The 20672-nt window shown below is 68.7% G+C and carries 22 protein-coding genes; 5 read left to right on the top strand and 17 right to left on the bottom strand.

What is annotated here, in order from left to right; genetic code table 11:
• Positions 1–3 precede the first annotated feature (3 nt).
• The 4 genes from FVP33_RS06840 to FVP33_RS06825 form a co-directional block, all read right to left on the bottom strand.
• Positions 4–1053: a glycosyltransferase family 2 protein gene (locus tag FVP33_RS06840; RefSeq protein ID WP_147782864.1), complete on the bottom strand. Its 1050-nt coding sequence runs from the start codon at positions 1051–1053 to the stop codon at positions 4–6.
• 124 nt (positions 1054–1177) lie between these two features.
• Entirely contained in the window at positions 1178–2650 is a 1473-nt protein-coding gene (locus FVP33_RS06835; RefSeq protein ID WP_147782863.1) for a S1C family serine protease, read from the bottom strand.
• A 128-nt stretch (positions 2651–2778) separates the two neighbouring features.
• On the bottom strand, positions 2779–3558 hold the full coding sequence (locus tag FVP33_RS06830; RefSeq protein ID WP_147782862.1) for a PKD domain-containing protein: 780 nt from the start codon (positions 3556–3558) through the stop codon (positions 2779–2781).
• Positions 3555–4103: a hypothetical protein gene (locus tag FVP33_RS06825; RefSeq protein WP_147782861.1), complete on the bottom strand. Its 549-nt coding sequence runs from the start codon at positions 4101–4103 to the stop codon at positions 3555–3557. The genes FVP33_RS06830 and FVP33_RS06825 overlap by 4 nt, the downstream gene beginning before the upstream one ends.
• Before the next feature lie 177 nt (positions 4104–4280).
• On the opposite strand from FVP33_RS06825, the gene FVP33_RS06820 reads away from it, so the two are divergent.
• Positions 4281–5477 (top strand): aminotransferase class I/II-fold pyridoxal phosphate-dependent enzyme, encoded by a 1197-nt coding sequence (locus tag FVP33_RS06820; RefSeq protein ID WP_147782860.1) that lies wholly within the window; start codon positions 4281–4283, stop codon positions 5475–5477.
• Between the two features lie 15 nt (positions 5478–5492).
• On the opposite strand, the gene FVP33_RS06815 is transcribed toward FVP33_RS06820, so the two are convergent.
• From FVP33_RS06815 to FVP33_RS06770, 11 genes are all read right to left on the bottom strand, one after another.
• The gene (locus tag FVP33_RS06815; RefSeq protein WP_147782859.1) at positions 5493–7262 is read right to left on the bottom strand and encodes a sensor histidine kinase; all 1770 of its coding nucleotides are present in this window, start codon (positions 7260–7262) and stop codon (positions 5493–5495) included.
• Positions 7263–7283: 21 nt separating this feature from the next.
• Positions 7284–7685: a response regulator gene (locus FVP33_RS06810; protein WP_222706640.1), complete on the bottom strand. Its 402-nt coding sequence runs from the start codon at positions 7683–7685 to the stop codon at positions 7284–7286.
• The gene (locus tag FVP33_RS06805) at positions 7670–8050 is read right to left on the bottom strand and encodes a response regulator (protein WP_147782858.1); all 381 of its coding nucleotides are present in this window, start codon (positions 8048–8050) and stop codon (positions 7670–7672) included. Before FVP33_RS06805 ends, FVP33_RS06810 begins: the two co-directional genes overlap by 16 nt.
• Complete coding sequence (locus tag FVP33_RS20080) at positions 8047–8172, bottom strand: hypothetical protein (protein WP_281289369.1); 126 nt, start codon at positions 8170–8172, stop codon at positions 8047–8049. The genes FVP33_RS06805 and FVP33_RS20080 overlap by 4 nt, the downstream gene beginning before the upstream one ends.
• 52 nt (positions 8173–8224) lie before the next feature.
• On the bottom strand, positions 8225–8677 hold the full coding sequence (locus FVP33_RS06800) for a response regulator (protein WP_246142208.1): 453 nt from the start codon (positions 8675–8677) through the stop codon (positions 8225–8227).
• Between the two features lie 72 nt (positions 8678–8749).
• Entirely contained in the window at positions 8750–9592 is an 843-nt protein-coding gene (locus FVP33_RS06795) for a carbon-nitrogen hydrolase family protein (RefSeq protein ID WP_147782856.1), read from the bottom strand.
• A gap of 38 nt (positions 9593–9630) precedes the next feature.
• On the bottom strand, positions 9631–10842 hold the full coding sequence (locus tag FVP33_RS06790; RefSeq protein WP_147782855.1) for an NAD(P)/FAD-dependent oxidoreductase: 1212 nt from the start codon (positions 10840–10842) through the stop codon (positions 9631–9633).
• Complete coding sequence (locus FVP33_RS06785) at positions 10842–11033, bottom strand: ferredoxin (RefSeq protein ID WP_147782854.1); 192 nt, start codon at positions 11031–11033, stop codon at positions 10842–10844. The genes FVP33_RS06790 and FVP33_RS06785 overlap by 1 nt, the downstream gene beginning before the upstream one ends.
• The gene (locus FVP33_RS06780) at positions 11034–11909 is read right to left on the bottom strand and encodes a fumarylacetoacetate hydrolase family protein (protein WP_147782853.1); all 876 of its coding nucleotides are present in this window, start codon (positions 11907–11909) and stop codon (positions 11034–11036) included.
• Positions 11902–12813 (bottom strand): DODA-type extradiol aromatic ring-opening family dioxygenase, encoded by a 912-nt coding sequence (locus FVP33_RS06775; protein ID WP_147782852.1) that lies wholly within the window; start codon positions 12811–12813, stop codon positions 11902–11904. Before FVP33_RS06775 ends, FVP33_RS06780 begins: the two co-directional genes overlap by 8 nt.
• 3 nt (positions 12814–12816) lie before the next feature.
• Positions 12817–14280, bottom strand: coding sequence for an aldehyde dehydrogenase (locus FVP33_RS06770; RefSeq protein WP_147782851.1), 1464 nt, complete (start codon positions 14278–14280; stop codon positions 12817–12819).
• Positions 14281–14393: 113 nt separating this feature from the next.
• On the opposite strand from FVP33_RS06770, the gene FVP33_RS06765 reads away from it, so the two are divergent.
• A complete protein-coding gene (locus FVP33_RS06765) occupies positions 14394–15086 on the top strand; it encodes a gamma-glutamyl-gamma-aminobutyrate hydrolase family protein (RefSeq protein ID WP_147782850.1) in 693 nt (230 codons plus the stop codon).
• A 34-nt stretch (positions 15087–15120) separates the two neighbouring features.
• On the opposite strand, the gene FVP33_RS06760 is transcribed toward FVP33_RS06765, so the two are convergent.
• Positions 15121–15621 carry a MarR family winged helix-turn-helix transcriptional regulator gene (locus FVP33_RS06760; protein WP_147782849.1) on the bottom strand — a complete coding sequence of 167 codons (501 nt, stop codon included), beginning with the start codon at positions 15619–15621 and terminating at the stop codon, positions 15121–15123.
• A gap of 139 nt (positions 15622–15760) precedes the next feature.
• Here FVP33_RS06760 and FVP33_RS06755 point away from each other — a divergent pair, with 139 nt between their 5' ends.
• Together FVP33_RS06755 and FVP33_RS06750 are read left to right on the top strand one after the other, a co-directional pair.
• Positions 15761–17014, top strand: coding sequence for a cytochrome P450 (locus FVP33_RS06755; protein ID WP_147782848.1), 1254 nt, complete (start codon positions 15761–15763; stop codon positions 17012–17014).
• A 10-nt stretch (positions 17015–17024) separates the two neighbouring features.
• Positions 17025–18395: a pyridoxal phosphate-dependent decarboxylase family protein gene (locus FVP33_RS06750; protein ID WP_147782847.1), complete on the top strand. Its 1371-nt coding sequence runs from the start codon at positions 17025–17027 to the stop codon at positions 18393–18395.
• On the opposite strand, the gene FVP33_RS06745 is transcribed toward FVP33_RS06750, so the two are convergent.
• On the bottom strand, positions 18392–19117 hold the full coding sequence (locus FVP33_RS06745; RefSeq protein WP_147782846.1) for a type 1 glutamine amidotransferase: 726 nt from the start codon (positions 19115–19117) through the stop codon (positions 18392–18394). The two genes, FVP33_RS06750 and FVP33_RS06745, sit on opposite strands and share 4 nt — an antisense overlap.
• Positions 19118–19224: 107 nt before the next feature.
• On the opposite strand from FVP33_RS06745, the gene FVP33_RS06740 reads away from it, so the two are divergent.
• Positions 19225–20574, top strand: a complete 1350-nt coding sequence (locus FVP33_RS06740) for a glutamine synthetase family protein (RefSeq protein ID WP_147782845.1) — start codon at positions 19225–19227, stop codon at positions 20572–20574.
• Positions 20575–20672 lie beyond the last annotated feature (98 nt).

Here is a 20672-nt window from a genome sequence, read left to right as displayed (position 1 = left end):
TGGTCAGATTCCGGTGCGCGACGTGTCGGTCGTGTCCCGGGCACCCCGGATGACGCCGATGATGAACCCGACACCCCAGCTGAGGTGCATCGTGGGCAGAACGAGGAAGAACCGCCAGCGGTCCGGCCAGGCCGGACCGCCCGCCCGGGAGAAGCTCAGGAGCAGGAGCAGCACCAGGTACGCGGCGGGGCCGGCGTAGACGAGGGAGAGCAGCACGCTCGCCCATCCGGTGAGCACTCCCGTCACCTGAAGCACGAACACGACGATGCTGAGCATCAGGGCGAGTACGAGCGCCGGCGGGGCGAAGAAGCGCCACGGGTTGCGTCCGGCGTACCGGCGAACGAGTTCGCCGCGCCAGATACCGGTGGCACAGAACTGGCGCACAAGCTTGGTCCAGCTCTCCCGCGGCCAGTAGGTGACCTCGAGCGACGGGTCGAACCAGACCGAGTGACCGGCGGCCCGGATGCGCAGGTTCAGTTCCCAGTCCTCGCCACGGCGGATGGTCTCATCGAAGTAGTCCACCTCCTCGAGCACCTCCGTGCGGAAGACCCCGAGATAGGCGGACTCCGCCGGACCCTCCTCCGCTCCCCCGTGATAGCTCCCGCCGCCCAGGCCGAACCGGCTGTTGTAGGCCCGGGCGACCGCGGACTGGAACGGGGTCTTGCCCTGCGCCCTCATGACCCCGCCGACGTTGGCTGAGCCGGTGCGGTCGAGGGTCTCGATGGCCCGGCGGGTGTAGCTCGGTTCGAGCTCCGAGTGGGCGTCGACGCGCACGATGATCGGATACTTGCTCGCCCGAATCGCGAGATTGAGGCCGACCGGGATGTCGGTGTCCGGGTTCAGGACCGTGACGATTCGGGGGTCCGCGGCCGCGAAACCGTTGACCACCTCATTCGTGCCATCCGTCGACGGGCCGAGGGCGAGGATCACCTCGACCTCGCCGGCATAGTCCTGGGCCAGGACCGTGCGGATCGCGTTGCCGATGTACGACACCTCGTTGAGCACGGGGATCACGTAGGACACACCGGGAAGGGCGGGTGCCTCGGGCGTCATGGGGTCCAATACAGCTGGGTGGTCGGTCGGTCGAGCCTACCAGCCGACTCGAAACAGGCAGCCGGCAAGAAACAGGCACGGTCCCCGCCGTCTCGCGGGGACCGTGCCTGGATTCCTGTAACGATCAGCCGAGGGCTCCGAGGGTCACCGTGGCGTTCGAGGTCTTTCCGCCTCGCACGTAGGTGAGGTCGGTCGTGGCGCCCGCCGGAAGGAACCGCACCTGGGCGGTGAGGTCGGTGCTGCTGGTGATCGCGACACCGTCGAACTGGGTGATCACGTCGCCTGCCTGGAGCCCGGCCTTGTCAGCCGCTCCGCCGCCGGTGACCTGCTTGATGACCGCTCCGACGACCGCACTCGTGTCGGTGGACGAGACATCCGTGACACTCGCGCCCAGCAGGCCGTGGGTGGCCTTGCCGTTCTTGATGATCTCGTTCGCCACACGCTGGGCGAGATTGGACGGGATGGCGAAGCCGACTCCGATGTTGCCGGACGTGGACGACGAGCCGCTCGCGCTCGCGATCGCCACGTTGATGCCGATCACCTTCGCGTTGGAGTCGAGGAGCGCGCCACCCGAGTTGCCGGGGTTGATGGCGGCATCCGTCTGGATCACCGGGAGGGAGATCGTGGCGGCGGCCGTGGCCGGAGCCTGGCTGTTACCGTTGCCGTTGCCCTGGCCGTTGTCGAAGTTCCAGAAGTCGAACGGACTCGTGTTCGGGCTCGAGCTGTCGCCGGAACCCGACTTGGGTGCGGCCGATGAGGCGATGGAAATGCTGCGGTTCAGGGCACTCACGATGCCGTCGGTGACCGTGTTGGCGAGGCCGAGCGGCGCGCCGATCGCGATGGCGGTCGCTCCGACGTTGAGCTTGCTCGAGTCGGCGAAGTCGGCGGGGGTGAGGTTGCTCGCGTTCTTGAGCTTGATGACCGCGAGGTCCGCGATCGGGTCGGTGCCGACGACCGTCGCGTCGTAGAGGTGGCCGTCCGAGGTGGTGACCTTGACCGCGGGGTCCGCGATCTCGCCGTCGAGGGTGACGACGTGGGTGTTGGTGAGCACGTAGCCGTCCTTGCTGAGCACGACGCCGGATCCTGTGCCCGCCGCCGACTTGCTGGAGACGGAGATGGTGACGACCGAGGGACCTGCCTTGGCCGCCACCGCGGTAATCACGTTCACACTCTCGGTGTCGTTCACCGTGATGTTCTGCGGAGTGCTGGTGGAGGAGGTGACCTGGCTGCCCTGGTTGGACGTAATCGCCCACGCGGCTACGCCTGCGCCAGACACGCCTCCCACGAGGGCGCCGACGGCGAGGGCCGCGACGAGTCCCACGGTGTTCGATCGCTTGGCGGTGGAGGGTGCCGCCGTGGTGTGGAGGGTCGGGTCAAGGGGCTGCGTGGCCGTGGGCGCGTAGAACTGTTCCTCGGTGGCGGCCCGGCTGGCGGCCGGGTTCGAAAGATCACCGGACGAGACATCCACCGGGGTGGTCTCGTTCTGGGCCTCCGTGGCGGGCGTGCCGTCGCTCGCAGTGTTGAGTCGCGCCTCGTTTTCGGAGAAAGATTCGGGGGTGTCGGACCCGGAAGCTGGGTCCTTCGGTGCGTCGGTCATGGGGGCTGCTCCTTCCAAGCGTTGCCAGCATCCTCTGGCAACCTGAGCATTCTATTTGGACGCGCTGTGAGGCTGCCGACCCTTGCCTCCATTCGCGCCGGAGCGCCCTGCAGCACCCCGCAGGAGGCTCAGCAGCCCGGTCCGGAAGGGTTGGCGGCGCAATCCGACCCGACCAGGACCGTCTGCGCTTCGCCGGCGGTGGCCACGAGGCGGTTGGCCTGCACGGGGATCGAGCCCGCGATGGCGGTCCAGTCGCCGCCCGCGTAACGGTACTCAGCGGAAAACTCGATGGTGAGGTCGATCGAATACGTTCCGGGACTGCGGTAGATGTGGCTGGTGAGGGTCGCGTCGAACTCGCCGGCGCCCTGCGCCGCCCATGGCGAGCCGCCCGTTGTCGTGCTGCGCGTGGCACCGTCCCCGTACGACCAGTGGTAGCGAATCGCGGTGAACCGCACGGATGCCTCCTGAGCCAGAAGCAGTCCCCGCTGCTCCTGCACGCCCGCCACCGCATAGAAGTTGGTGTCGAGACCCACCACCATCCAGCCGTTCGGTTGCATGTAGTCGATGCCGGATGCGGGCCGAAAGCCGACCAGATCGCGAAGCGTCACCGGTGCGGTCACCGTGTAGCCGTCGCGCAGGGGCGGCGGAACCGGGGCCGGGGCTCCGGCGCAACCCGCTGCGCGTCGGCACACCGCGCCCGGACGCGCGGGGCCGCCGCGGCCCGCCCCGGACGAACCGGCGGTGTTCGCCGACCCGTCGAGCACCGCCTCGCCGTCGCGGATGTTGGCGTTGACCGTAGGGCAGAGACCGGCCAGCTTCTGCGCCGGAGTGCACCCGACTTCCCCAGATTGAGCGCGGGAGGCGCCTGTGATATCTGAGAGCCCGGCCAGAAGAAGGACAACAGTCACCCAGCGCAAAAGTCGGTGCCGCTCCACGACTCACTCCAATCGATAACCAATCCATATCTCGTCGACACGTTCGAGTCCCGAACAAATGAGATCTCCATCGGCGCGCGCTCTTGCAGATCGCTCTCAGTGATGTCCGTTCCCGCAGAGTCGACCAGCCGAATCTTGGAGAAATCCGCACAGAGGAATACCGTCACAACAGGCTTATCGGTGCCGGTCAGACTCTCCAATCGAACCGAATCAAACCCCAATTCGCCGTGGCTGGCATAACCTCTGTCTTCATAAGTCTTGAAGACGGCCAGATCTCTCGCGAGTTGCTCTTTCGACACATATGGCGAGATGCGCTCCGGGTCGGCGCCGCCTTCCGTTGTGATCTTGTCCGACATCGCCACGTACGCGGCATAGGCGGCGGTGGCCGCCGCGAGCGCCTCGGCGTCCGAGGCGAAGAGCGGCGTCGCAGCCGGCGTGGGTGCGGACGTCGGTGGCGGCGAGGCAATCGGCTCCGTTCTCACGCACCCGGTGAGCATCGCGACGGCCGCGATGGTCACTAGGGATACGCGAGATAAATTCCGCATGCAGCACAAGGTAGGGCACGCGGGCACACCGCGGCCAGCCTTTTCCACACCTGTTACCGCGATTCGGCCGGGGTGCGGTGGAGAGGAGCGGCGACGGAGTAGCGTTGGAGCAGTTATTTTGCCCATCGACGACAGTGGAGACAACCGCGGATGACAGTCTCCGGAGCCTGGGAACGCACGGCACGAGGCGCGATGCTGCTCGGATCGAACGGCCAACTCAGGCCGACGATCTTCGCCGAGATGTCCGCACTCGCCACGGCGACCGGCGCGATCAATCTCGGGCAGGGGTTCCCCGACGAGGACGGCCCGATCGAGGTGCTCGATGCCGCCCGCCGCGCGATCACCGACGGATTCAACCAGTACCCGCCCGGGCTCGGCTACCCGGTGCTGCGCGAGGCGATCGCCGCCCACCAGAAGCGCTTCTATGGAATGAATCCCGATCCCGACCGCGAGGTTCTGGTCACCGCCGGAGCGACCGAGGCCCTCGCGGCCACCATCCTCGCCCTGGTCGAGGAGGGCGACGAGGTGGTCACCCTCGAGCCGTTCTACGACTCGTACGCGGCGATCATCGCGCTCTCCCGGGGCGTGCACCGTACGGTGGCGCTCCGCGCGCCCGACTTCCAGCCCGACCCCGACGAGCTGCGGCAGGTCGTCGGCGACCGCACCCGCCTCATCCTGATCAACAACCCGCACAACCCCACGGGGGCCGTGCTTTCTCGCGAGTTCCTCGAGCTCGTGGTGGAACTCGCCCACCGGCACGACGCCATCATCGTCACCGACGAGGTGTACGAGCACCTCACCTTCGGCACCGGTCACCTGCCGATCGCAACGCTGCCCGGGGCGTGGGAGCGCACTGTCACCATCTCGAGCGGCGGCAAGACCTTCAACACCACCGGCTGGAAGATCGGCTGGCTCACGGCGCCCAACCGGCTTTTGGAGCCGATCCTGAGCGTGAAGCAGTTTCTCACCTACGTGAACGGCGCGCCCTTCCAGCCGGCAATCGCCGTGGGTCTCGGCCTGCCGGACGCGTTCTTCACCGGGATCGCCGCCGGGCTTCAACGCAAGCGGGACGTGCTCTCCGCCGGACTCACCAAGGCGGGCTTCGCGGTGAGCCGCTCGAGCGGCTCTTACTTCGTGGTCGCGGATGCCGCGCCCCTCGGATTCACCGACGCGGCCGCCCTCTGCCGGCAGCTCCCCGAGCTCGCCGGCGTGGTGGCGGTGCCGATCAGCGCGTTCGTGAGCGACGAGAACAAGGGCGAGTACGCGTCGCTCCTCAGATTCGCGTTCTGCAAGCACGTGGACGTGCTCGAGCGCGCATCCGCCCAACTCGCCGACCTGCGGCGCTAGAGGGGCGGCCGGGCCTCAGGCAGCGTCGAGGAGCGACTTCCTCGGCAACGGCAGCGACATGCTGAACAGCGTGCCGACGCCCTCCTGGCTCTCCACATCGAGCTCGCCCTCGTGGGCGGTGACGATCGCCTTGGTGATGGTGAGGCCAAGACCCACCCCCGGCACCGCGTTGCGCGTGGCGGTCGAGGCCCGGAAGAAACGCGCGTAAAGCTGGTCGAGCTCGGAGGCTGGAATCCCCATGCCCGTGTCTCGAACGCTCACGATCGCGTCCTCGGCCGTGGAGCCCAGCGCGACGGTGACCGTGCCGCCCCTCGGCGTGAACTTGACGGCGTTGGAGATGAGGTTGTCGCAGGCCTGCCCGAGTCGCACCGAGTCGCCGCGAACGACCACTGGCTCGCCCGGCAGTTCGATCAGGAGCTCGATTCCCGCCGCGGTGGCGACCGGCCTCGCCGACTGCACCGCGGCCGTGACCACGTCGCTGAGGGCAACCGTGCCGACGTCGAGCGGGAACTTGCCGGACGCGACCTGAGCTGTGAACAGCAGGTCTCCCACCAGGCGGAGAAGCCGATGGGCGTTGCGCTCGGCGACGCCCAGGTACATCAACTGCTCGTCCGACAGGGGCGATTCGTCGTCATCGCGCATCAGTTCGAGGTAGCCGAGGATGGAGCTGAGCGGGGTGCGCAGTTCGTGGGAGATGAGGCCGACGAACTCGTCCTTGAGCCGGGCGACCTCGAGTGCCTGGGTGACATCCGTCGCGACGAAGATGTAGCCGATCGTCGCCCCCTCCTCGTCCACGCGAGGGGTGACGGCGACGTTGACGGAGAGCTCGGACCCGTCGTGGCGCCGGTAGGTCCAGTCCCGCACCTCGGCGCGCCCGAGCCTGGCCGACTCGACGAGCGCGGAGAACCCGGGGTTGAGAACCGTGGCACCGGGCGGATAGTTGAGTTCGCGTGACCGGTCCTCGAGCTCGTGAGAGTCATGGAACTCGAAGACATAGCGCTTGCCCTGCGTCTCGTCGGCGGCGAGGCCGAGCATCACCGCCGCCCCGGGGTTCCACACGTCGATGAGCCCGGTGAGGTCGGTGCCGATCACCGACTGCTCGGTGACGGCGTCCAGCACGCTCCGGGTGAGGCGGTGGGCCGCGTGCAGGCTCAACTCGTTCTCCTGGAGCTTGCCGGCGAAGGACAGGGTCTCTCGCAGCATCCCCTCCCGCTCCTCCGCGAGCCTCGTGATCGACCACATCTGCTTTCTGCCCTGCCGGGAGAGCTCGTTCACAATCGCCGCGACGACGCCGTAGACGAGAGGGCCGAACACCCCACGGAACCACTCGCTCTGCGTCTCCGGGGCATGCCAATAGAGGAGGTACGGCAGCATGATGCTCGCCGACGTCCCGAAGATTGCCACGAGGATCCAGCGTCGGCCCTGCTCGGACGCGATCCACAGCACCGGCAGGATGAGCAGCGCCGAGAACAGGGAGGTGGCCCCGCCGGTGCCCGCCCGCAGAAGGGCGATGGCGAGCAGCGAGAACCCGGGCACGATGAGGGCCCACCGGGTGACCCGGCCGAGCCGGGTGAAGTACCCGGCGAGCAGCGTCGCGCCGAGCATGACGACGCAGGCGGAGAGGATCAACGCCCGGTCTGTGACGACGATGGCCGGCGCGAAGAAGGCGAGGAGAGCCGCGACGGTGAAGACCGAGGCCGTCGGGAACTGCTTGAGGGCCGGCGACGGGGCATCGACCGAGAGCCGCTTCATGGCCCTGGCGTAGAGCCGGATGACGCTCTTCATGCGATGACTCTCTTCATGCGATCAGTTGTCCGTGGCCATGAGGGCGGAGAGCGCGAGGGCGAGCTCCCGGGGGCTGAACGGCTTGACGAAGAAGTCGTCAGCTCCGGCGTCCGCGCCTGCCGCCCTCGACTGGTCGTCGACGGCGGCGGTGAGCAGGACCAGGTGGATGCCGTCGAGCGAGTCGTCTGACCGGGCCAGGCGGCAGACCTCGAGGCCGGTCAGACCGGGCATCGACATGTCGAGAACCGCCAGGTCTGGCCTGTGGGTCTGCAGGGCGTGCCAGGCCGCCGTGCCGTCGGCGGCCGACTCGACGAGCTCGAGGCCTGCCCGTTTCACCGCGATGGCGACGAGCGCGCGGATGTCCGGGTCGTCGTCCGCGATGACGACGCGGGCCGGAACCGACTCGTTCACTGCGCCGACCACTTCGGCACGAGATCCCGGAGCACCTTACGGATCTGCGCCCCGGTGAACGGCTTCGGCAGCACCGCATCGCTCGCCGGGTACTGCGCGGCGTCGAGCACCGAGCTGACGGCGATCATGCACTCCGGGCGATCCTCCTTCAACCGTTCGGTGAGGTCCCAGCCGTTCATGCCGGGAAGAACCAGGTCGATCACAGCGAGATCCGGGGTCGAACGGCTGTAGGCCAGGATCGCCTCCTCGGCGGACGCGGCGACGGTCACGTCGCAGCCCGCCCGTTCGAAATACCGGCGCAGCAGGATGCGCTGGTCGTCGCTGTCGTCGACGATGAGAACCTTCACCCTCGTCTTGATCGCGGTGGGAATGCTCATGCGAAGACAACCTCTCGGAGAACGACGAGCGCCGCGACGACCGCGAGCGCCAGAATTGCCTTGAGGATGAGCTCTCGCTCGGAGCCGCGTTCGGCATGCCTGCCCGTGCAATCCGTGGTCATGCGAGCACCCTCCCCGTGTTCTCGACGTTGTCCCACCGGGCGTCGGCGTGCCTCAACTCCTGGATGTCTGAGTCGAAGGTGATTGCCCGACATCGTCGGGATGAGCGCCGGTCGCCGGCACGACCTCGCGGGGCGGGAGGGCAGCCCTGGCCCGCCTGGACTCCTCGGCGAGCCTCGTGACGACCGAGTTGAGGTCGACGGAAGACACCGGCTTGGTGAGGAACTCGTCGGCCTGGCTGCGCAGGGCGGCTACGGCGTAGTCGAGGGAGAGGTGAGCCGTCATGACGACGACGGGCGTTCCCGGGCGTTCGGCGCGGATCTGGTCGAGCAGGTCGAGGCCGGTCAGACCGGGCATCTCGATGTCCGTGATCACGACATCCGGCTCGAAGGTGGCGAGTGCGGCGCGGGCAAGCGTCGGGTCGGAGATCACGGTGACGATGCAGCCGCGTTTCTCGAGAACAGTGCGCGTGTAAAAGGCCACGTCCGGGTCATCTTCGACGACCAAGACGCGGTAAGGCTGATCCACCAGTGAACTCCCCCGAAAGAATTTGGCTCCATTGTATGCGGAGTGGAACTTTTACAGCGGATGGACACCGAATCGCCGCATCCGGAGCGCCGGATTGATCTCGCGCACCGAGACGACCCGGGAGCGGGCGAGCCACGCCACCGCCACGGAGGTCTCCTCGCCGAGGGTCGCGAGCTCGACTCCCATCGGGTCGACGATCATGCTGTTGCCCGCGCCGATGGGCGGGGCCTGGTCCGCGGCCGCCACGAAAACGGTGTTCTCCAGCGCCCGGGCGGTGACGAGGGTGCGCCAGTGTTGTTCCTTGAGCGGACCGCGCACCCACTCGCTCGGCACGACGACGAGGTCGGCGCCCGCGTCGACCAGTCGTCGGGTGACCTCGGGAAACCGGAGGTCGTAACAGGTCTGGATGCCGACGGTGAATCCGGCGAGGGGGAACGTCTCTGGCGCCTCGATGTCACCCGGGCGCACCCACTCGCTCTCCCGCTGCCCGAACGCGTCGTAGAGGTGGATCTTGCGATAGGCCGCCACGATCGCCCCGTTCGGGCCCACCGCCACGACGGTGTTCGAGAACCGGTCGCCCGCCGCGGTCGTCTCGAGCATCCCGGCGACGAGGTGCACTCCGAGCACCTTCGCGATCGCCTCGAGCCCGGCCACGAACGGGCCGTCGAGGGGTTCGGCCGCGGCGAGCGAGTTCGCGCCCAGCTCCGGCGTGAAGTAGGACGAGTACTCGGGGAAGACGACAAGCGAGGCGCCGCGCTCCACCGCCAGGGTCGCGAGGTCTCGGATGCTGGCGAGGTTCGCCGCCGGGTCGTTCCCCGGGGCGAACTGGGCCACCGCGACGCCGACGCTCGAATCGCCGTGGGATCCCACGCGGGAGACGCCGGATTCGGTCATGCCGCCAGCCTAGGGCCAGCGTCGGCCTGCGCGCGCGGTCAGCCGACGCCCGCCGCGATCTGCTCCCGGTAGGGCAGCAGGGCCGCCTTGAGACCGAGGCCGACCACGGCCACCAGTCGCTCGCCGCGGAAATAGCCGACGATCACCTCCGCCGCGATGTCGCCGGCGAGGATACGGATGCCGTCGGGGTCGGCGAGGCCCGGAAGGCCGTAGGCCTGCAGGCTCACCTCGAACTGGTTGGACCAGAACGCCGGCATCGGGGTGAACCGCTGGGCGGCGACCTCGGCGTACGTGCCGTCGTCGGCGAGCCAGGCGCCGAGCACCGACCCGGCCCGCTTGCCGGTGTCGGTGGGGATATTCCAGTGCTCGACCCGGCGCGGGACGTCGTCGAACATCAGGTTGGGGAAGCGCGCGATGTCGCCGACCACGTACACGTCGTCGCGCACCCGCCCGTCGATCGAGATGGCGCGCATCGCCGGGTCGGCGAGCACCCCGTCGCGCAGGTCGAGATCGGTGGAGGCGAGCCATCCCGTGTTGCAGTCGGAGCCGATCGCCTCGACGAGCACATCCGCCGGCAGGATCTCCCCGTCGTCGAGCACGACCTCGTCGAGCCGGTTGCCGCCGTCGAGCTGGGCGATGGTCCTGCCGAGCCGGAAGCTCACGCCGTGCGCCTCGTGGCGCCGCCGAAGCTCCGTGGCGAGCAGGCGCCCGAGCGGGCGCACTATGGGTTCGACGCTCGGCGAGACCACCGTCACCTCGCAGCCGAGCTTGCGTGCGGTCGCGGCCACCTCGCAGCCGATGAAACCGGAGCCGGCGAGCACGACGCGCGCGCCCGGCACGAGTTCCCCGCGCAGGGCCATGGCGTCGTCGAGGGTACGCACCGAGTGTCGTCCGGCGATCGGGGGGAGTTGCAGCCGTCGGGGGCGCAACCCGGTCGCGATCACGAGCGCGCGCCACGGGAGCACGGTTCCGTCGTCCGTGACGATGGTGTGCGCGTCGAGATCGACGGAGGTCACCCGGGTTCCGAGCATCCAATCCACGTCGGCGGTGGCGGCGCGGGCCGGAAAGGCCACGGCCTCGTGGCTCACGACGGTGGAGAGCACGTCCTTCGAGAGCGGCGGCCGGTTGTACGGGGCGTGCACCTCGTCGCCGATCACCGTGAGCGCGCCCGCGTAGCCGGCCCGGCGGAGGGCCTCCGCGGTGCGGAGTCCCCCCATCGCGGCACCGACGATGACGACGGGCGCAGACACTATTCCACGATCCGGATGGCCTGCATCGGGCAGACGTCCACGGCGGCTTCGACGTTGTCGCGCTCGGAGTCGTCGGCCTCCGCGAGGTATTCGAGCTTGTCGTCATCGTTGAGGTGGAACACGTTCGGCGCCTCGAAGACGCACTGCCCGTAGTGCTGGCAGAGGGCCATATCGACCTGGATCTTTATCAACTACTTCTCCTCCACGGTGGATGGGTACAGGTCTTTCGATGGCGTGCGGATGCCGCGGAACTCCCAGTCCCCGCCGAGCGCGGTCGAGACGACCTCTTCGCTCTCGGTCGGCTGGGCACCGACGTCGGTGCGGATCGGGGTGGGACCCTCGACGATGGTATTGCTCAGGCGGCCGAGGCCCTCCACCTCCACCTCCACGACGTCCCCGGGTTCGACGGGCCGCGAGAACGCCGGCGTGCCGCTGAACAGGATGTCGCCGGGGCTCAGCGTGATGGTGCGGGCGATGTCGGCGACGAGGTAGTTCATGTCCCACTCCATGTTGGCGGTGTTGTCGTCCTGTTTCACCACCCCGTTCACGATCGTGCGGATCTGCTTGCCGCGGAAGTCCCAGTCGGTGACGAGCCCCGGTCCGACGGGGGCGAGCGTGTCGCTGCCCTTCACCCGAAGCATCGATCCGGCATCCGTGTCCCGAAAGTCGTGCAAGCCGAAGTCGTTGCCGATCGTGTACCCGGCGATGTAGTCGCCGGCATCCTGCGGCGACACGTTGCGGCAGGTGCGACCGATCACGATCACGATCTCGCCCTCGAAGTTGAGCCACTTGCAGCCGAGCGGGCGCACCACTGAACCTCGGTGGCTGTTGAGCGCCGTGATCGGCTTGTGGAAGTAGGTGGGTGCCGAGGGCAGCTTGGTCATGAACTCGTCGGTGCGGCTAGCGTAATTGAGATGCACCGCGATGATCTTGGACGGCTCGGTCGGCGGCAGGTGGATGGCCGCGTCGAGCCCCACCTCCCGGCCGTCGGCGGCGACGAGGGCGTCGCCGTGGCGCACGGTCTGCGTGGCGACGCCGTCCAGCAGGATGCGACGATACTCAGTCACGGGACAGCGTCAGATCTTTGGCTTTGGGGAATCCGCCAACCGGTCGAGGGAACCAGACGTGCACCTGGCCGGTGCCGATCGAGTTCTCGTATTCGCTGTACAGCACGCCGGGGGCGGTGCAGTTCTCCTCGCCGATCGCGCCGGCGGCGAGCAGCCAGTGCCCGAACATGCCCTCCGGCCGCACCTTGTGGAAGGCCGGCATGGTCTCGAGAACCTTCGCGTGGTCGCCGGCGGCGAACCAGTCGAGACGCTCGTAGTCCGCGACCCGGGCGGCCTCGGAGAAGATGTGGCTCGGGTCGGCCATCTCGTGCTTGCGCAGCTCGCGCAGCTTGAAGAAGGTGTGGGACAGGGCTCCGGAGGCGAGCAGGATCACCCGGCGATCGCTCTTGGCGATCGCCTCACCGATCGCGCGGCCGGCACGGAGGAAGTCCTCGTCGGTGGCCGTCTGGCAGAGGCTCACGCTGATCCACCTCTTGTCGGGAAGGCCCTCGCCGAGGTACTTCCAGAGGTTGATGGTGGCGTACATCACCGGCAGGTCCGGGTCGTCGATCGGCGTGATCCAGGTGCCGTTCTTCTCCGCCTGGTCGGCGATCAGCATGGCCAGTTCCGGGTCGCCGAGGTAGTCGAACGGCACACCGTGCATTCCCCGGGGGAGCTCCTCCGAGGTGAACTTTCCGCTGCGCCGCTCGTGCGAGGTCACCACGAATTCGACGGTGGTCGCCCAGTGGCTGTCGAGCACGATCACCGTGTCGTAGTCGTCGGACTCGAAGACGTCCTTGCGCAGCTTCTCCAGCCCGGAGACGAGCGTCGAGTCCTTGCCCTCGTTGAGCTCCATCCGTGTCTCTTTCGGCAGCATGATGGTTGGTACGTGAGCGATCAGGCCCACACCGACTACTTCACCCATGAGCTATTCCTTCCATCCGTTGGGAGCGACGACCGTGTTCTTCACGTCCGCGTAGAAATCGAAAGACCAGGTGCCGCCCTCGCGACCGACACCGGACTTCTTCGAACCGCCGAACGGCGCCCGGAGGTCGCGCACGAAGAAGCAGTTGACCCAGATCGTGCCGGCGACGAGCCGGGACGTGATCGCCTCGGCGTGCTGCCGGTCGCCCGAGACGACGACCGCCGCGAGGCCGAACTCGGTGCCGTTCGCGAGAGCGAGCACCTCGTCGTCGGTCGAGAAGGTCTGCATGGTGAGCACGGGGCCGAAGACCTCCTGCGTGACGATCTCGCTTCCCGGCGTGGGGTCGTAGACGAGTGTCGGCGAGAAGTAGAGGCCACCGAGCTCGGTGTTCGGACCCCCACCCATGGCGATGGTCGCTCCCTCGGCCCTGGCGCGGTCGACGAAGCCCTTGACCCGCGCGAAGTGCGCCTCGTGAACCTGCGGGCCGATGTCGGTCGCCGGATCCCGCGGGTCGCCCTGACGCATGGCCGCCGCCTTGCGACGGAACGCCTCGGTGAACTCCGCCTCGATGCTCTCGTGCACGAGGATGCGCGTGCCGGAGAGGCAGACCTGGCCGGCATTGTCGTACTGCTCGATGGCGAGCTCCGCCGCGAGTTCGAGGTCGGCGTCGGCGAGCACGATGAACGGGCTCTTGCCGCCCAGTTCGAAGCTGCAGGGGGTGAGGTTGTCGGCGGCGGCCCGAGCGATCGACTTGGCCGTGGGCACCGAGCCGGTGAATGAGATGCGACTGAGTCCCGGGTGTGCGACGAGCGCGGCCCCGGCCTCGCGCCCGATCCCCTGCACGACGTTGAAGGCGCCATCCGGGAGCCCGGCCCGCTTGGTGATGTCGGCGAGGAGGGATGCGGTGAGCGGCGTCCACTCGGCCGGCTTGAGCACGACGGTGTCCCCCGCGGCCAGGGCCGGGGCGATCCGCCAGGTGGCGAGCATGAGCGGCGCGTTCCACGGTGTGATGATGCCGGCGACGCCGGACGGGTCCCAGGAGACGTGGTTGACGTGACCGCGCGTCTCGAAGTCCGGGTGGTCGAGGTGGTTGACCAGCCAGTCGGCGAAGAAGCGGAAGTTGAGGGCGACCCGCGGCATCACTCCGCGCAGGTGGCTGCGCAGGAGCGCCCCGTTGTCCATGGTCTCGACGGCCGCGAGAGAATCCACGCTCTCCTCGACGAGGTCGGCGATGCGGTTGAGGATCGCGGCGCGTTCCGCCGGCGGCATGCCGGACCACACCGGGAAGGCATTGCGAGCCGCCTCGACCGCGAGGTCCACCTCGACGGCGCCGCCGCGGGCGATCTCGCCGAGAAACGATCCGTCGATCGGGGAGGTATTGGTGAACGTCGACACCGAGGCGACGCGTTGGCCGCCGATGTAGTGTCTCGTGTCGACAGCCGTTCCTGCCACGTCAACGCTGGTCATGCGCACTCCCCGTCTCGAATGGCTCGCCGTTAAATCATTCGGATGCTAATGAGTTACCCTACAGAATAGCCATTGGCTCTACAACTCCCCGTTCCGAACCTGGGAAAGACATCGTGGTCACCTCGCAGCGTCCCAGAATCGCCGTCCTCGGCCGATTCGCCTCCAGCACGTCCGCCCTGCGCCACGGCGCCGTCGTCACCGCGCGCGCCCTGCTCGAGGCGGTGTGGGCCGCCGGAGGCGAGCCCCTCACCCTCCTGCCGGTCGCCGGCAGCGACTGGGCGAGCCGCCTCGACGGCTTCGGCGGCATCCTCCTTCCCGGCGGCGGCGACCTCTCTCCGGCCAGCTACGGCCAGGCGGTCGCCTCCGAGAACGTCTACGACGTGGACGAGGTGCAGGATGCCGCGGACCTGGAGAGCGCTCGCTTCGCCCTGCAGGCCGGCCTGCCGCTGCTCGCCGTCTGCCGCGGTCTGCACGTCGTCAACGTCGCTCGCGGCGGGACTCTGGTGCAGGACCTTCCCCGGCACCACCGCAACCACGTGCACGACGTGCGCTTCGAACGCGACGAGCAGCTGTTCGGCCTGAGTTCCCCGGTCGTGCGCGCCTCCTGCTACCACCACCAGGCGCTCGACCGGCTCGGCGAGGGAATCGAGGTCGTCGCGCGGTCGACCGATGGCATCCCGGAGGCCGCGGTGATCGACGCCGCCGGCTGGGCCGTCGGCGTGCAGTGGCATCCGGAGGACACCGCGGCGACGGACCCGGCCCAGGCGGCGATCTTCGCCGAGCTGGTCGAGCGGTCGCGGCCCTGATCGCGGCGCCCCCGCGGGCGCCCGTGCCCGGAGTCTAGTCCCGCTTCTCCACGTGAACCGTCACGAGGCGCAGCATCTCGGCGAACTCGTCGCGCTTGGCCGGATCGATCGGGCTCGACACGTGCTGCTCCTGGAGGTTGAAGTCCGGAAAGAGCTGCGTCATGAGCTCGCGCCCGGCGTCGGTCATGCGCACGAGGACGAGCCGGCCATCCGCCTGGCTCCGCTCGCGCGCGAGCCAGCCGCGCCCCTCGAGCGTGGACAGCACCCCGGTGAGCGTCGCCTTGGAGAAGCCGCCCTCGAGCGCGATCTGGCGGGTCTCGATCGGCTCCCAGATCCAGGTGACCCAGAGCACGACGAACGCGGTCCAGGAGAGGTTGTTCTCGGAGAGCACCGTGCGTTCGAGGTGGTTGCGCACCGCGTTCGCCGCCCGGAACAGGTTGGAGGCGACGGCCATCGCCGAGTAGTCCAGCGGGAGCTTGCCGAGGCGCGCCTCGACCTGCCGCTCCGTCTCGACCAGCGTGTGCGGACCGGTCATGGATTCTCCTTCGGGAAGCGCGGGTGGGTTCACTCTAAACGACGGGCCGTCACCGGGTTCGAGACGGCGGCGAACTCTCGCGCCGCCAGTGCCCCGGGTGTAGGTTGTTCGCATCCAAACAATATCCCTGGAGGATGAGTTGACTTCACTGGCGAATGTCACCCTGGCCGACCTCGACCTCTTCGAGCACGACCAGCCCTGGGCCGTCTTCGACGAGCTGCGCGCGAAGGCTCCCGTGCACTGGGACGAGGAGGAGGCGCCCAACCACGGGTTCTGGTCCCTCACGCGCTACCACGACATCGTCGGGGTGCTGCGGGACACCGAGACCTTCTCGAGCGAACGCGGGACCGTGAACCTCGAGGAACTCGACGCGGACCAGATCGAGGCCCGCAAGTCGATGCTCGAGACCGACGGCGTACGCCATCGCGCGCTGCGCAAGCTGATGCAGGGCGAGTTCACCCCCCGGGCCGTCGCCGGCTACGAGACCTTCCTGCGCGGACTCACCGCCACGACCCTCGACACCGCCTTCGCCAAGGGCGAGTTCGACTTCGTCGCCGACGTCGCGGCCGACTTCCCCATCCGCGTGCTCGCTCGCATGCTCGACGTGCCGGACACCGACATCCACAAGCTCATCGACTGGGGCAACCGCATGGTCGGCAACACCGACCCCGAGCACGCCGACGTGCTCTCCACCTCGGCCGAGAGCGAGAAGTACCGGCTGCTTCCCTTCCGCTCCCCCGCCGCCCAGGAGGTGTTCGACTACGGCAACGAACTGGCCAGGCAGCGCCGGGGCAAGAGCGGGACCGACCTCGTGTCCCGGCTCGTCAACGAGACGCCGTCCGACGGCATCCCGCTCTCGCAGCGCGACTTCAACAGCTACTTCCTGCTGCTGGTCGTGGCCGGCAACGAGACGACACGACACACCATCACCCACTCGATGAACTACCTCATGCAGAACCCGGACCAGATGGCGCTGCTGCAGGAGCGTCCGGAGCTCATCCCCTGGGCGGTCGAGGAGTTCCTGCGCCTGGCGAGCCCGGTCTACCACTTCCGCCGCACGGCCACCCGCGACACCGAGATCAACGGCCAGGCGATCAAGGAGGGCGACAAGGTCGTCACCTGGTTCGCCGCCGGCAACCGCGATCCGGAGGTCTTCGACGACCCGTACCGCATGGATGTGACCCGCAACCCGAACGAGCACATGTCGTTCGGACGGGGCGGCCCGCACATGTGCCTGGGCAACGCGCTGGCGCGCCTGGAGATCCGGATCATGTACGAAGACCTGCTAGGTCGGGTGGACAGCATGGAGCAGATCGGCGAGCTCTCCCGGCTGCGCAGCAACTTCGTCAACGGCATCAAGCGCTTCCCGGTTCGGGTCGAGTTGGCCAAGTAGGCTCCCCGGCATGACGAAACCGCACCTGCACGCCGAGCCGCATCCGATCTGGGGCGACGAGTCGGCGGTCGTGGAACTCGCCGTCGACTGGTCCGCGAGGCGTGTGGTGCGCCACACCGACCCGCTCTCCACCGCGCGGCCGGCGTCGGCCATCGCCGCGGATGCCGGACCCACGATCACGCCGTCGGGCATCGGCGGGGCGGCGGCGCTGCGGGTTTTCGACACCGTGCTCGAACCGGCGACCCGCTCCCAGGACGACCCGCTCAACCTCGCCTACATCGCGGCGGCGCCCACCCGCGCCGCCATCGCCTTCGACCTCGTGACGAGCGCCGCGAACATCTTCGGCGGTCTCTGGGAGGCCGGCGCTGGTGCGATCTACGCCGAGAACGAGGCACTCGCCTGGATCGTCGGCCTGCTCGGCTGGCCGTCGACCGCCGGCGGCTGCTTCGTCTCCGGCGGCACCTCCGGCAATCTCTCCGCCCTCATGACCGCGCGGGAGACCGCACGCACGAGGCGCGGTGGCCGGCCGGCGGAGGGCTGGCAGCTCGCCAGCAGCTCGAACGCGCACTCCTCCATCCAGTCGGCGGCCCGCGCCCTCGACGTGGACATCGTCGACGTCCCAGTCGACGACCGCGGCCACCTCACCGGTGCGGCCCTCCGCGCCGTGCTCGAACGCTCGCCCAACGTCTTCGCGGTCGTCGCCTCTGCCGGCACGACCAACGAGGGCGTCGTGGACGACCTCGACGACATCGCCGACGTGTGCGAGGAGTTCGGGGTCTGGATGCACGTCGACGGCGCGTACGGCGGGGCCGGCCTCGCGGCACCGAGCGTTCGCGAGCTCTTCGCGGGCATCGAGCGGGCGGACAGCTTCATCGTCGACCCGCACAAGTGGCTCTTCGCCCCCTACGACTGCTGCGCGCTGGTCTACCGCGATCCGCAGCTCGCCCGCGCCACCCACGCCCAGCACGCGAGCTACCTCGACCACGTCGACCGCGAGGTCTGGAACCCCAGCGAACTCGCCCTTCACCTCTCCCGCCGGGCGCGCGGCCTGCCGTTCTGGTTCAGCCTTGCCACGCACGGTACCGACCGGTACCGGAATGCCGTGGAGGCCTCCCTCACGACGTCCAGGGTCGTCGCTGACGCCATCCGGTCATCCGACCACCTGCGCCTGGTTCGGGAGCCGGAACTGTCCGTGCTGCTCTTCGAGCGGGTCGGCTGGACCCAGGCGCAGTACCTGGAGTGGTCGAACGCCGCGGCGCACGCCGGGGTGATCCTCTGCGTGCCCACCACCTGGCGCGGACGCAGCGTCCTGCGGCTCGCGTTCGTGAACCCGGCGACCGAGGCGCAGCGGGTGATCGACGTGCTCGAGACCCTCCGCTAGGTGCCCCAACCGGGCGGCTGGAGCCGCGCGATCCGCTCGACGAAGGCGTCGACCATGGCGTGCGAACGCGCCGTCGCCGCGCGCTCCTCGGCCCGCGTGTGCTCGAGCAGGGCGACCGGATCCTGGCCGTCGGCGATCACCTGCTCTGCCCCGCCCTGGGCCAGCCAGCCGTCGAGGGTCGACGCGGTGAGCTCCGGGTGGAACTGCACGGCGAGGCTCCGACCGACCACGAAGGCCTGGGAGGCCACGGAGTTTCGCGCGATCTCGGTCGCGCCGGCCGGCAGCGTCCACCGGTCGTAGTGGAACTGGAACCAGGGGCCGCTCGACACAACTGACGCATCGTCGGTGTGGATGGCGGTCCAGCCGATCTCCGGCTTGCCGGCCCGCCCGACGGTGCCGCCGAGGGCCCGCGCCATGAGCTGGCCGCCGAAGCAGATGCCGAGCACGGGGAGGTCGCGGGCGAGGGCGTCGCCGATCCACTCGATCTCGGGCAGCAGCCAGCGACCGATGCAGGCGTCATCCCAGGCGCCCCAGGGCGCCCCCATCGGCACGAGCAGGTCGTACTCGCCGAGATCGGGAAAATCGAAGGTCACGTTCGGGCTGCCGAAGCTGGCCTCGTCGACGACGGTGATCTCGTCTACCTCGAAGCCGCGTTCCCGCAGGCGACCTGCGACGGGCCCGGTCGGACTCACATGGTCATGCTGCACGAACAGGGCCTTCACCGCTCACCTCATCGCCGCCGGAGTGCGCCGGGCTGACAGATTCCCGGCGATGTGCCCTAGTATCGCACTAATCGTTCATGGCCGAACGATTTATCGCCGGAGGTCACATGAGTACCGATGTAGCTGCTCTTCGTTCGCAACTCGAGGCCAGGGGCATCGATGTGCTCCGGCTCATCTACCCCGATGTCCTGGGCATCACGAGGTCGAAGGACCTGCTCGTGAGCCAGCTCGAACGATCGGCGGCCAACGGTCCGGCCTTCTGCCAGGGGGTCTGGGTCACGACCACCCGCGGCGGCGTGCTCGACGGCAACGACATCATGTCGAGCGGCCTTCCCGACCTCGTCACGCGCCTCGACGCCTCCACCCTCACCATGATGCCGTGGGAGCCCGGAGTGGCGCTCGTCGTCGCCGACGCGTTCAACCCCGACGAGACGGCGAGCGAGATCGCCCCGCGCTCGGCCCTCCGCCGGGTGATCGCCCAGTACGCGGAGCTCGGTCTCACCCCGATCATCGGGCCGGAGCTCGAGTTCTACATCGCCGAGCGCGGCGAGCGGGGCTGGCAGCGTGCCCTCACCCGCACCGGCCGCGTCTACACGACCGGCGCGTGGGTGGACCCGGACGGCACCTTCCTGCACCTGCTCCGGATGCTCGACCAGATGGACATCGGCGTCTTCGCCGGCAACCACGAGTTCAGTCCGTCGCAGTACGAGATCAACCTCTGGCACGGCGAGGCCCTCCGGGCGGCCGACCGCACGTTCCTATTCAAGACCGCGGTGAAGGACATCGTCGCCCGGTCGGGCAAGCTCGCCACCTTCCTCGGCAAGCCGTGGAGCGACGAGGGCGGCAGCGGCTTCCACCTGCACTTCTCGGTCGTCGACGCGAACGGACGCAACCTCATGGCCACCGCCGACGGCGGGCTCTCGGACACGGCCAACCTGCTGATCGCCGGCATCCTCGAGAATGCCGCCGCGCTCACCGCGCTCACCAACCCCACCATCAACGCCTTCAAGCGGCTCGGGCCGGACACTCTCGCGCCCTACCGCGCCAACTGGGGTCACGACAACCGCAGCGCGATGCTGCGCGTGCCGCCGGAGCGTGGAGCCGGCACGCGCCTGGAGGTGCGCGTCGGCGACGGTGCGGCCAACCCGTATCTCATGATCGCCGCGGTGCTCGCCGCCGGCCTGGACGGCATCCGTCGCCAGCTCGCCGTGCCGGAGGCGGCCGAGGGCTGGGCCTACCAGAACGAGGCGGCGGAGGTGCTGCCCACCTCGCTCGAGGCGGCGCTCGACGCCCTGGACGCGAACTCGGCGCTACGCGACATCATCGGCGCCCCCGTGATCGACGTGTTCGGCGTGCTCAAGCGCGACGAGATCGAGCGCTACGAGAGCGAGGTGCCCGACCCGGCCACGCGTGACGTGACCCAGTGGGAGATCGACGAGTACCTCGAGGACTACTAGCCCCGACTCCCTCCCCTGCGCCGCTTCTCCCCTTGCCGCTTCCGAAATCCATGCAATTCTGGGGCAGGGCGGCGTGTCGCACCCCGACACGCCGCCCT

Origin of the sequence: Lacisediminihabitans profunda (genome assembly GCF_008040105.1) — a bacterium.
Lineage (GTDB): Bacteria > Actinomycetota > Actinomycetes > Actinomycetales > Microbacteriaceae > Lacisediminihabitans > Lacisediminihabitans profunda.
The sequence above is the reverse complement of the archived record's forward strand: the minus strand, read 5'-3'. Positions and strand labels throughout refer to the sequence as shown.

Excerpts from the sequence above, each read along its gene's own strand:
- FVP33_RS06840 (WP_147782864.1), bottom strand. The coding sequence starts at position 1,053 with ATGACGCCCGAGGCACCCGCCCTTCCCGGTGTGTCCTACGTGATCCCC.
- FVP33_RS06835 (WP_147782863.1), bottom strand. The coding sequence starts at position 2,650 with ATGACCGACGCACCGAAGGACCCAGCTTCCGGGTCCGACACCCCCGAA.
- FVP33_RS06820 (WP_147782860.1), top strand. The coding sequence starts at position 4,281 with ATGACAGTCTCCGGAGCCTGGGAACGCACGGCACGAGGCGCGATGCTG.
- FVP33_RS06815 (WP_147782859.1), bottom strand. The coding sequence starts at position 7,262 with ATGAAGAGCGTCATCCGGCTCTACGCCAGGGCCATGAAGCGGCTCTCG.
- FVP33_RS06805 (WP_147782858.1), bottom strand. The coding sequence starts at position 8,050 with ATGAGCATTCCCACCGCGATCAAGACGAGGGTGAAGGTTCTCATCGTC.
- FVP33_RS20080 (WP_281289369.1), bottom strand. The coding sequence starts at position 8,172 with ATGACCACGGATTGCACGGGCAGGCATGCCGAACGCGGCTCCGAGCGA.
- FVP33_RS06795 (WP_147782856.1), bottom strand. The coding sequence starts at position 9,592 with ATGACCGAATCCGGCGTCTCCCGCGTGGGATCCCACGGCGATTCGAGC.
- FVP33_RS06775 (WP_147782852.1), bottom strand. The coding sequence starts at position 12,813 with ATGGGTGAAGTAGTCGGTGTGGGCCTGATCGCTCACGTACCAACCATC.
- FVP33_RS06770 (WP_147782851.1), bottom strand. The coding sequence starts at position 14,280 with ATGACCAGCGTTGACGTGGCAGGAACGGCTGTCGACACGAGACACTAC.
- FVP33_RS06760 (WP_147782849.1), bottom strand. The coding sequence starts at position 15,621 with ATGACCGGTCCGCACACGCTGGTCGAGACGGAGCGGCAGGTCGAGGCG.
- FVP33_RS06750 (WP_147782847.1), top strand. The coding sequence starts at position 17,025 with ATGACGAAACCGCACCTGCACGCCGAGCCGCATCCGATCTGGGGCGAC.
- FVP33_RS06740 (WP_147782845.1), top strand. The coding sequence starts at position 19,225 with ATGAGTACCGATGTAGCTGCTCTTCGTTCGCAACTCGAGGCCAGGGGC.